8 protein-coding genes are annotated in these 11690 nt (G+C 60.5%); 4 read left to right on the forward strand and 4 right to left on the reverse strand.

Annotated features, from left to right (window positions below; genetic code table 11):
* The first annotated feature begins 90 nt into the window (after nucleotides 1-90).
* Nucleotides 91-879 carry an NYN domain-containing protein gene (locus N4Q37_RS26520; protein WP_260963150.1) on the forward strand — a complete coding sequence of 263 codons (789 nt, stop codon included), beginning with the start codon at nucleotides 91-93 and terminating at the stop codon, nucleotides 877-879.
* 168 nt (nucleotides 880-1047) lie between these two features.
* Nucleotides 1048-1977: a hypothetical protein gene (locus N4Q37_RS26525; RefSeq protein WP_260963151.1), complete on the forward strand. Its 930-nt coding sequence runs from the start codon at nucleotides 1048-1050 to the stop codon at nucleotides 1975-1977.
* A gap of 155 nt (nucleotides 1978-2132) precedes the next feature.
* Here N4Q37_RS26525 and N4Q37_RS26530 read toward each other — a convergent pair whose 3' ends face one another.
* The 4 genes from N4Q37_RS26530 to N4Q37_RS26545 form a co-directional block, all read right to left on the reverse strand.
* Nucleotides 2133-2843: a methyltransferase family protein gene (locus tag N4Q37_RS26530; protein ID WP_260963152.1), complete on the reverse strand. Its 711-nt coding sequence runs from the start codon at nucleotides 2841-2843 to the stop codon at nucleotides 2133-2135.
* 57 nt (nucleotides 2844-2900) lie between these two features.
* Nucleotides 2901-3620: a phytanoyl-CoA dioxygenase family protein gene (locus tag N4Q37_RS26535; protein WP_260963153.1), complete on the reverse strand. Its 720-nt coding sequence runs from the start codon at nucleotides 3618-3620 to the stop codon at nucleotides 2901-2903.
* A gap of 83 nt (nucleotides 3621-3703) precedes the next feature.
* Nucleotides 3704-9331 (reverse strand): beta strand repeat-containing protein, encoded by a 5628-nt coding sequence (locus N4Q37_RS26540; protein WP_260963154.1) that lies wholly within the window; start codon nucleotides 9329-9331, stop codon nucleotides 3704-3706.
* Nucleotides 9332-9423: 92 nt separating this feature from the next.
* Nucleotides 9424-9711, reverse strand: coding sequence for a PilZ domain-containing protein (locus N4Q37_RS26545; RefSeq protein WP_260963155.1), 288 nt, complete (start codon nucleotides 9709-9711; stop codon nucleotides 9424-9426).
* A gap of 206 nt (nucleotides 9712-9917) precedes the next feature.
* Between N4Q37_RS26545 and N4Q37_RS26550 the strand changes: the two genes are divergently transcribed.
* On the forward strand, nucleotides 9918-10583 hold the full coding sequence (locus N4Q37_RS26550) for a LuxR C-terminal-related transcriptional regulator (RefSeq protein ID WP_260963156.1): 666 nt from the start codon (nucleotides 9918-9920) through the stop codon (nucleotides 10581-10583).
* Nucleotides 10584-10650: 67 nt separating this feature from the next.
* Nucleotides 10651-11283: a hypothetical protein gene (locus tag N4Q37_RS26555; protein ID WP_260963157.1), complete on the forward strand. Its 633-nt coding sequence runs from the start codon at nucleotides 10651-10653 to the stop codon at nucleotides 11281-11283.
* The last annotated feature ends 407 nt before the right edge of the window (nucleotides 11284-11690 follow it).

Here is an 11690-nt window from a genome sequence, read left to right on the forward strand (position 1 = left end):
CAGAAAGCTCGTTCGGGCATGGGCGGCGATGGGACCGTTGTTCATCTATGATCCATCGGTATGTTGAGGTCCGCCACTCAAGGACGCCCTATGGCTACCCACGCTCCCACCTCCACGCAAAAACACCTGGCAGTATTAATCGATGCCGACAATGCGCCCGCCGCAATTGTTGAAGGCTTGTTTGAGGAAATCGCCAAGTACGGCGTCGCCAACGTCAAGCGAATTTATGGCGACTGGACGGGGCCCCAGTTGGGCAGTTGGAAGAAGGTGTTGCTCGACCATTCAATTCAGCCCGTCCAACAGTTCGCGTACACCAAAGGCAAGAACGCAACAGACAGTGCCTTGATCATCGACGCCATGGACCTGCTTTACGCACGACGCTTCGACGGTTTTTGCCTGGTTTCCAGCGACAGCGACTTCACTCGCCTTGCTTCTCGATTACGAGAGGAAGGCCTGACCGTGTATGGGTTTGGTGAAGAGAAAACCCCAAGGCCGTTCGTGTCGGCGTGCGATAAGTTCATCTACACCGAATTACTGCGCAGCGCAGTGGTGGGTGCCGCGAGTAATGGACATGAGCGGCCTGACCCTGAACCCCTCGAGGCCGTTAAGGTCGCCAGTCCTCCAAGTGAAGAAAAACTGCCCCGCGCGCCGGTTGGTTTCATCGCAAAGATCTTGGATGATACTGCCGACGAGGAGGGCTGGGCGCTATTGGGGGCGCTGGGCACTAACATCAGCAAGTTGAGGCCCGAGTTCGACCCTCGGACCCATGGCTACAAAAAACTGAGCGAGTTGATTAAAGGATACCCGCAGACATTTGAACTGCAGACGAGAAGCACCTCAGGGGGTGGCTCGATACTTTATGTCCGGCACCGACAGTGAGCGGCCGATGCCGGTGGCGGGTTCATGTGTCGCTCAATTAGCTGCAAGTCATTGTAGGAAAAAGCATATTGGAAGTGGCAGCCTCTCAAAAGGTGGCCTATACATGGACAGGCTGGCCACGAAAAGTGTCAGCGTCTTCCAATTCGATCGGACGAGGAGTCCGTTTTCATGGCTACAGAGCTGGATGCATTGCTTGCAAGTATTCGCGATTGCAAAACCTACGACGCGGTAAAGAATCGCCTCTCTACCATCACCGAAAACAAGGACAACGCTACTGACCCTGATGTGGTGCGGGCGCTACGCGATGCCCAGGTGTACGCGCTGGTATGGGGTGTGTTCACTGTCGCTCTCGACCAGGGGGCGCCGATAGTCGCCTTCGATAAAGCCCGCAAGGCACTCGAGGCCGCCACTGAAGCGAAGGCTGACAACGAGACTCTTAGAGCCGCCTATATCGCTTACGAAAAAGCCCGCATTGCCTACTACAAGGCTGAAAGTGCTGACAACGACCTCATCGGCGATGCCATCAAATCCGTAGCCGACGATGCAGCCAAAGTTGCACCCGGTAAAAACAGCATCGACTCGATTGCCGATGCCGCCGCTGCCGAAATGGCTTACGCTGACGCCTACCACCACCTCGCAAGCCAAACGTCGATCTATGCCTCCAAAGAGGTCGGTGTGGACCCTTATCAGGACTACTACGACAAGGAGCGGCAGATCATAAATATCACCAGCCCCGTCAGGGAGGCCCGTGATGCTTATGTCAATGAGCATGTCACCCGTGCTCAGGTGGCGGCCGAGCTCAAGCAGTCGCTCAACCAATATCTGCTCGTCTGGCGCAAGACAAGAACCGGAGGTGGGAACCCGCTGGCGGAACAAGGCATTCTGGAAAGCATCGATGAGAAGAACGGGACGTTTGTGCTCAGAAGCACTGTCTATGAAGGTCGGCGCGACACGGTTTCGTTTTCCGACATAGAAACCGTCGATAAATCACGAACGGGCCCAGGGGCGCTGTCGAGTGCAGCCGCACCCGACTGGAGAAAGGTAGACCTGGGGAAATGGGTTCGCTCCGACGAATATTACAAACACAAAAGCGCTTGATGCCTGCATAGCCGTATCCCTTCACGACAGCGACCGGAGCTAGTCTCCGGCCGCTGTACCTTCTGGAACCTGTCGCCCCGGTAACAAGTGATCACGGGCTAGCGCGTATACGGCCCTATACGTTCCCTCGACATAGGTATCCAGCAGCGTTGTCTTCACCAAAGGCCGGGGACCAATCTCCAGCGCACTCGACGGGCATAATCGTCATACCCGGCAAGCTCCGATCGCAACAGCCGATCTTCCCAAGCTGTGCGCAAGACGAGTAACGCCGAAGCCAGCGCTGCGGGCACCAGTGCCCAGAAAGAGCCCAGTGCCAGGGCCATGCCGAAAAACAGGAACAGCGCAGCGATGTACCCAGGGTGACGGACGAAACGGTAAGGGCCGCTATCGATCACGCGCTGATGTCGCTCGGTCTGGATGCGCACACCAGGCTCGAAAAACGGGTTCACCGCCTGCGCCCAGGCCGTGACCGCGATACCCGCCAGCACAGCGATGTAGCCGCCTGTCACCAGCCAGACGGGTACCTGCGACCAATGGAACCGCCCGGCATCGAGTGCCGCGGCCGGCAGCACCGCCGTCATGGCCGGCAATATGAGCGCCAGTAGCGATTTGTCCCAGCTTTTCGTACCCGGTTGAATCCGGCTGCGAGCGCGATAGATCACTGGATTGACCCGCGCCAGGACAAGGGCTGACGCGCCAAAAGCCAAGATCAGAACGAGCAGCAACTCCCATCCGGGCCGCCAGGCGAGGGTGCCGGCCGGCAGAAAGATCAGTACCAGCAGCGCAAGCGGCAGGCCAATCGCGTAAGCGATGGCCGTGCGGCGTGACATTGCCTTGGGCTGCTGGGGCGCTTCTGTTTCTTCCATTTTGCTTGCCATATTCGGTGGGGTCGCAAATGGAGTATAGAGTTCATCGTGCCGGCATCATCGCTGGCGTTTCATCGAGGCCGTTGGAGCGCCTGGCGCGAGAGGGCGTAACGCAAAACCCAACGGCTCAAACCGCTCCCGCGTATCCATCCGAACATTGCGCAGGCCTGCCGTCTCCAGGTGCGATGCATACAACGCTTGCGACCAGTAGCTGAACAGAATCGACCGACGACGCCCACCCAGCGCATTCAAACTGCCCGCATGCACCAGATCCACATCGAACACCAGAATGTCCCCCGCGGTGCCTGAAAGCTGCACCGCGCGGGACTCGTCGCTGAAGTCGAAGGGCGGTTCCCCCGGCGCGGGGCGATGGCTGGCGGGGACGATACGCGTCGCGCCGTTCTCGGGGCCGTAATCGTCGAAGAAGGCCAGGGCCATGGCGATGTCGCCGGGTCGTTGGGCCGACAAGTCGCGATGCAGTTGTTGATGACCGCCACCACCAAGGGGCTCGCGGCCCTCCACCTGCGAGAGGAAAAACCGCTCCCCAATCAACTCACCCGCCACCGCCAGCACCTGGGGCAGGCGACACACCGCCTGAATCTTCGCCGCATCGTCCAGCATCGAACACCGCCAACCCACGTCGCGGGGCACAGGCCATCCCTCCGACGGCCGCACACCGGCGTCGAACACGGCACGTAGCTCATCCAGCCATTCGGCGGGGATCGCTCCACGGAGCAGGGCGTAACCGTCTCGATGGAGTTGCTGGCGGTGGGGCATGGTTTTCTCGCTTCCCTCGTGCGGACGATGGGAAGGCTAGTCGTCAAACCCCAGTAGGGCCAACCGCATGGCAATGAAGCGCATCATGTCGTCAGGATAAAGTCCGTCTGATCGATATCCACACTGTGAACACCGACCAGGCGAATGGAGTCCGCTCCGATCCTGATCACGGTGTCCGCTCCGTCAGCCACAATGTCCACGTTAGCGGCGAACGTTTCGCTGGTGATTCCCAACCCGGCGATATCGAGCAAGTCCTGCCCTCCGCTCGGATTGACATCGAAGCCCTGGACCGAGTCGTTGCCGAAGCCTGTCGCGGCAAACACAAAGGTATCGTTACCGAGGCCGCCGTCGAGCGTGTCGTTGCCCAGCCCGCCGACGAACAGATCGTCTCCCGCACCGCCGACCAGAACGTCGTCGGCCTGGCCACCTAGCATCTTGTGGTTTGCCGCTGCTGCATCGTAGGCCAACTCGCTGCCGCTGCCTTCGGCGTTTGCCTGCAAACCCGTCGCCGCGTATTGGCCATTCAGGGTGATTTGCGTTGAATGCGCACCGTCGCTGACGGTCAGCAGGCCGCCGGTGCCAGTGTCATTCGCCGCATAGGTGATCTGCGTATTGGCGCCGAAGGCAATGTCGCCAAGGTCCAGCTTGTCGCCGGTGGTGAAACCGCTGACGCTGCCACTGAACGCCGTCGACGCATCGAGCTTGAGCGTGCCTGCCGCGCCGCTGTCAAAGGTCACGTTCTGATCGGAGGCCGCCGCGAACTCCAGCGTCGCCGAACCGCTGATCGTTGCGCTTCCCGCGCCAGTGGTCTCAGCGTGGATGCTGATGTTGCCGTCGTTCGCCCACAGGCTGCCGCTGTTGACGAGCGTACTTTCGATCACCAATCCGCCGCTGCCGCTGGCTTGCAGCACACCCGTGTTGGTGATGGCGTTGCTACCGGTATCGATCACCAGCGCGTTGGCGCCGTTGGCAAGGATCTGGCCCGAGTTGACCAGTGTCATCTGCCCCGCGCCCAACTGGCCGGCACCCGAAACGGTGTTGTCGGCATTGGTGAGTACGGTGTCCGCGCTGCCACCAAAGATCACGTTCTGGGCGCTGTCGGACAGAACCACTTGCCCGCCACCGGTCAACGTCGCGCCACGGAACAGAATCTCAAGATCGGTCCCGCTGCCGGTGGAGCCGAGTTCTATGGTGCCGCTGTTGTCGATGCTGCCACCGAACGGCATGATCGCTCCGTCGGCGATGGTGAGGGTGCCCGTATTGGTCGTCACCGGGTTCACATCGAACAATAGGTTGGCCTCGCTCAACGCCGCCGCAGCTACGCCGTTGATGGTGACCGTCTGCTCGGCGCTGATGCTGAGTACGGCATTGCCGTTCGCGTCGTTGGTGATGCTCACATCCGCAAAACCGTTGACGCCCGTGAAGCCGATCAAGTCGATCTTGTCCGCCGTCGCATCGAAGTTGTGAATGATGTTGTTGCCGATCGGTTGGGCGAACACAAAGGTGTCGGCACCGGACGAGCCGGTCAGGTTGTCGTCGGCGGACAAGGCGAAGATCGGCGAGCCGGGGGCGTAGGCTTCTACGTTGTCGGACACGAAGGCATGACCCAGGCTGCCGTCGGCGTTGGTCCAGGTCATGTCGACGCCGAGCACCAGCGCACCGGCGAATTCGCTCGGGGTTGTCACCGTCAATGTGCCGGGATCGCTGGTTTGCACGGTCCAGGTGCCGTTGCCATTGTCGGTTCCTGCATTGAACACCCATCCCGAAGGAACGCCGCTGATGGTCATCGTCACGGGGCCGCTGATATCGGCCTGTGGAGCGTTGAGAGCCAGATTGATGGGCTCGCCGGCAACGCCTGCCGGAAGGTTTGCACTGCTCCCGGCCGCACCCGGATTACCCGCCAGGTCGGTGTAGCTGTTCGCGGCTACGTCGACTTTTATGCTACCGCCCAGGGTTCTGGTCAGCGTTGCCGTGTAGGTATCGCCGTCAACCTGGGTGAAGTTACTGAAGACTCCCCGTGGCGTTCCGCTCGTTGTCGTCATGGCTACATCCGCCAGGCTGAAACCGCTCACGGTCTCACTGAACTGGAAGGTGACCTTCGAGGTTGAACCTATCGAGCTTCCCAAGGGCGTCCCTGTCACGATCACCGTTGGCGCCACGGTATCCACTGGCGTCTCAACCACGTTCTGCACGTTCACCGTAAGCGTCTGGGTGTCGATGCCGCCATTGCCATCGGCCACCTGAACGTCCACGACGTAGGCGTTGTCGCCGTCAGTACCACCGACATCCTGGGCATTCTCGTAATCGGGTGCTGAGTTGAACGTCAGTACCCCACCCGAGCTGATCGAGAACTTGCTGAAGTCCGTCCCGGCCGTGCTCAGGAGCGAGTAGCTCAGCGTTTGCGCGGGCAGATCGGCATCGGTCGCCGTCACTGTCGTGACCGCCGTGGTGTTCTCCGCCACGTTGATCGAAGCTGTTGCGCCGCCGCCGTTGGAGGTGATCGTCGGTGCGTCGTTGCTGCCGGCGATATGCACGGTGACCGAAGTGAGGGTGCCATCGGCACTGCTCACCGCGAAGGTGTCTGTGTAGGTGGTACCGGCGGCGAACTCGTTATGGGCGGAGTTGGCGACGTAGGTCCAGGCACCGCCGGTGCCGATGGAGAACTGGCCGTAGCTGCCAGCGGTGTTGGACTGCGCCTGGAAGCTTGCCGGGCTGTCGATATCGCTGATGGTCAGGGTGCCGCCAGTGGTCAGCGGCGCATCGGTTTCGCTCAGCGTAACGCTGGCCGAGGACAGCACGGCGGCGTCGTTGGTGCCGGTGACGGTGACGGTCACCAGTTGGGTGTCGACCCCGCCGAGGCCGTCGCTGACCTGCACGGTGAAGATTTCGTTGTGACTTTCGCCGGCCTTCAGGGATTGCACGGCACTGGCAACGCCAGCGGTGCCGTTGGTTAGGGTGTAGGTCCATTGGCCGTTGTTGTCCACGGCGATTGAGCCATAGGTTCCCGTTGGCGAGCCGTTGATGCTCCAGGTCGCTGTGGCGTCATGATCGATATCGGTCGAGCTGAACTGGCCGCTGACGCTGAGGGTGGTGTCTTCCTGCACGGCGCCCACATCATTGCCGGTGGCGAAGCTGAGCACGGGCGCATCGTTGCTGCCGGTGACGGTGACAGTCACCAGTTGGGTGTCGACCCCGCCGAGGCCGTCGCTGACCTGTACGGTGAACATTTCGTTGTGACTCTCGCCAGCCTTCAGCGACTGCACCGCACTGGCAACGCCATCGGTGCCGTTGGTTAGGGTGTAGGTCCATTGGCCGTTGTTGTCCACGGCGATCGAGCCATAGGTTCCCGTTGGCGAGCCGTTGATGCTCCAGGTCGCTGTGGCGTCATGATCGATATCGGTCGAGCTGAACTGGCCGCTGACGCTGAGGGTGGTGTCTTCCTGCACCGCGCCCACATCATTGCCGGTGGCGAAGCTGAGCACGGGTGCGTCGTTGCTGCCGGTGACGGTGACAGTCACCAGTTGGGTGTCGACGCCACCGAGGCCGTCGCTGACCTGCACGCTGAATACGTCATCGTGACTCTCGCCAGCCTTCAGCGACTGCACGGCACTGGCAACGCCATCGGTGCCGTTGGTTAGGGTGTAGGTCCATTGGCCGTTGTTGTCCACGGCGATTGAGCCATAGGTTCCCGTTGGCGAGCCGTTGATGCTCCAGGTCGCTGTGGCGTCATGATCGATATCGGTCGAGCTGAACTGGCCGCTGACGCTGAGGGTGGTGTCTTCCTGCACCGCGCCCACATCATTGCCGGTGGCGAAGCTGAGCACGGGGGCATCGTTGCTGCCGGTGACGGTGACGGTCACCAGTTGGGTATCGACGCCGCCGAGGCCGTCGCTGACCTGCACGCTGAACATTTCGTTGTGACTCTCGCCAGCCTTCAGCGACTGCACGGCACTGGCAACGCCATCGGTGCCGTTGGTTAGGGTGTAGGTCCATTGGCCGTTGTTGTCCACGGCGATCGAGCCATAGGTTCCCGTTGGCGAGCCGTTGATGCTCCAGGTCGCTGTGGCGTCATGATCGATATCGGTCGAGCTGAACTGGCCGCTGACGCTGAGGGTGGTGTCTTCCTGCACGGCGCCCACATCATTGCCGGTGGCGAAGCTGAGCACGGGGGCGTCGTTGCTGCCGGTGACGGTGACGGTCACCAGTTGGGTATCGACACCGCCCAAACCGTCGCTGACCTGCACGCTGAACACTTCGTTGTGACTCTCGCCAGCCTTCAGGGATTGCACGGCACTGGCGACACCATCGGTGCCGTTGGCCAGGGTGTAGGTCCACAGGCCGTTGTTGTCCACGGCGATCGAGCCATAGGTTCCCGTTGGCGAGCCATTGATGCTCCAGGTCGCCGTGGCGTCGTGATCGATGTCGGTCGAGCTGAACTGGCCGCTGACGCTGAGGGTGGTGTCTTCCTGCACGGCGCCCACATCATTGCCGGTGGCGAAGCTGAGCACGGGGGCGTCGTTGCTGCCGGTGAGGGTGATCGTCACATCCTTGCTCACCGTCGCCCCGAAGTCGTCCGTCAATGTCACCTTGAACACTTCAGTCTTGGTCTCGCCCTCAGCCAGGTACTGCGCCGCGCTGTTGTTCAGCGTATAGGTCCAGCCCACGCTGCCCACCGCATCGCCGGTGCTTTCGTTGCTGACAATGGCCACCAGCGTACCCAACGCACCGGCCGGCGCGCTGACGCTGGTTGCATGGGCGCCATCGGCCAGGTCCACGTCGCCAAAGGCGAAGCTGCCGCTGGCCACCAGGGTGCCGTCTTCGGTCACCGCGCCGGTTTCCACCTCTGCCGCCGTCACCGTTGGTACGTCATTGGTGCCGGTAATGGTGATGACCACGTTCTGCGTTACCGACGAACCATGACCATCGCTGATGGTGACCAGGTAAGTTTCGGTAGCGGTCTGGCCCTGGGCCAGGTGCTGTGCCGCCGCATTGTCCAGGTTGTACGTCCATTGCATCGAGCCGTTGGCCGCATTCGCGGCTTCGCTTACCGGCGAGAGCACGAACGTTCCGAGATGAGTGGTGTTGCCCTCCGCTGGGGCGAACGTCGCGATATGCGTGTCACTCAGGTCGATGTCGTTAAAGACGATCGTGCCGCTGGTCATCAGCGAGTCGGTTGTGCTCGCAGTGGTGTCGGCGTCTTCGGTCACCATGCCGCCCTGCGCGCCGATGCTGAGGGTCACACCATCGTTCATGCCCGAAAACCGCACCGTCGCAGTGGTCCAACTGAGCGTTCCGTTACCCAGACGAATCGCATAGGTGAAGCTGTCCGTCAGGAACTCGCCAACCGCAAGCGACTGGAGTTGTGCCTTGAAAGCAGATGTGAAAGTAGCGGCGTCGTAGCCGACTTTACCGTCCGAGGTGATCCAGATCTTTGCACCATTCAAACTAGTGTCAGAACTCGTCGCCTCAGCCCGCGCCGTGTCCTGAGTCAGGAGATCGCTCGGTGCATAAACCTTGGTGGCCGTAGAAAGACTGTCCGCGTTGTCGAGTGACCAGAGTGTCTTCGCGTTGCCGCCGAGGTCATTGGACATGACGTCCCAATACACCACCCCCGACAGGTTTTCAGTGGTGGTGAAGACGTCCTCCTGCGCCTGCGGCGTATTGGAAAACGAGGTAACGGTTCCGCCGCTGGTGGTTGTAGTGCTAGCCATGTCTTTCTCCCAAGAAGAACTTCACCCTGAGCAAAAAACCGCTGCGGACCGCTAACCGCCACGAGTCGGCTCTCACTCAATCCACGAACACCTCATTCCACCGGCACCAATCGGCTGGCCAGCAGCTTCACACCCGCCCCGGTCCTGTCACCTTGAGGTTCAATGCGCACAATCTGTCCTTGCGCTTTGAACTTCATGGGCCCGCCGGGGGTGTCGAGTTCGATCTCGAACTCAATCAAACTGTCCACGTGCTGCTCGCTGTCGGTTTCGAAATACAAACCGCAGGCGCTGATGTCACGGGTGACACCGCTGCCCCCGCCGATCAGTTGCAGCGACAGGGTGACTCGTTCACGGGGTTCAGTTCGGTAGGCGTCTTTCATGGCCGCAGTTTAAGAACGACCACTGTTTTGCACATGAGCGCGCGCTCCCTTTTTTTCTGGGAGTCAATCCGTCAGGAAAACAGGGCGTTATGGGACAAATGTCATGGGAGGCGTGGTCTGAAACTCTCTTGAAAAAGCGCCAGGCCGTAGCGATTGCTATCATTAGCGGCAGCTGGCACAACCCGCCTAAAGAGGCCGCGACTCGTATGCCCATTCAAGTCTTGTTGGTAGCTCTACCGCTCGTGGCCTGGGGCCTTGAGCGCCTGGTGGAAAGCGCTCGACCGAGGTTGATGCTCGCGGGTTCGGTGTCGTCGGTGGCGCAATACCTGCTTTCGCAGCCCCCATGCGCACCCGATGTGGTGGTGCTGGACCTGGACGGCGAGGGCGGCGTCGAGTCACTGGCCGACTTGCACAGCCAGACCAAAGCCAAGATTCTGGTGGTGACAGGGTCGACCGACGTGACGCTACATGATGATGCGGTGCTGGCGGGCGCCCGGGGCGTGGTGGATAAGCGGGAACCGGCATCCGCGTCAATATTGCTCAAAGCCATCGAAAAAGTGCATGACGGCGAACTCTGGATCGACCGCAATGCAACCAGCCGCATCTTCCTCGAACTGGCGCACCAGAAAGCCGTGCGCGACATGGACCCGGAACAACAAAAAATCGCCAGGCTAACGCGTCGCGAGCAGCAAACCATCGCATCACTGGCCTGCGACCCCTCGGCCCCTGGCAAGTTGGTGGCCGAGAAACTGCACATCAGCGAGCACACGTTGCGTAACCATCTCACATCGATCTACAGCAAGCTGGGCCTGACGAACCGCGTGGATCTGTACGCCTACGCACACAAGCATGGGCTTGTCACAGACAACTGAGGCATCCTCTCGAAAGATTTGCAGGTATCATCAGGCCACCATCCATCCCAAGAAAAGGACTTCCCTGATGAAGCGTCTGTTTGCCTGCACTCTCCTGGCACTGGCCGTCACCGGCTACGCCAAGGCCGACCAGAGCACCTTCGAAGAAACCAACCAGTGCACGGAAGACATCGACTGCCAAGGCGACTTCATCTGCAAAAACGGCCAATGCGACCTCCCCGAACCCCAGCAAAGCCTCGTGGCAAAACCCACCGCCACCCCTCAAATCACCAAGCCCACACCCCCAGCACCCCCCGGCGTAGCCTATGAAACCTTGCCCGCCACTTCCGAACGCGCCGGGCCTTTCACCACTCAGACCCAAGAAACGGGCACCGCGCTGAATTATCAAACGCGCGCCGGGGTGGTGAATGTCATGGAGTCCATCGTCGAACAGCCCGAGTACACCGGCTACGTGGCGATTGAAAAGGCCTACACGTTTGGGCCGGGTAAGTACGTGGTGGTCGTATCCACCGGGGAGGGCGGCAATGCGTGCCCGGCGTCTACTTATGTGTTCAGTTTTGATGCCAAGGCTGAGCGGGTGGAAGGGACGCGGGCGGTGGAGGGGTGTTCGGAGTTGGTTGAGGCGGGGGTTGAGGGGAATCGGTTGGTGGTTAAGAAGGAAGGGGGTGGGGTTGTTGTGGTTAATGGGGTGGTTGAGTAGGTCAGCAAGCGCCCCGGACGACGTTCTGTAAGTAAATTCGCCCTTTTCGGTCAAGAGGCCGCAAGCGATAGCATTTAAAACTTATCGAGGAAAGGGCTATGTTCAAGCAAGGGATCGCAGCAGTAATGCTTTGCAGTTCATCATGGAGTTACGCTGATGATTTCTCGGCTGGCGAGGTTTGGGGGCTTATCTGGGACGATGTAGGTTGTATGCCTACGCCAAACGGAGTGCAAGGTGGGGCATGGGAGGAAAAGTTCGTCTCTCTGTCACGTGAGCAGGTATTTGAAGGCAATGGTATGAAGCTCACGGCGTCCTTCGCAAATGGCAGGACGCGGGACTGTCAGATTTTTTGTGTTCGGGCCGGTAGCGGCCTGCCGTCAGGCAGGCCTTGATTTCACCAGGTCGGC

Origin of the sequence: Pseudomonas citri, assembly GCF_025336485.1 — a bacterium.
Classification (GTDB): Bacteria; Pseudomonadota; Gammaproteobacteria; order Pseudomonadales; family Pseudomonadaceae; genus Aquipseudomonas; species Aquipseudomonas citri.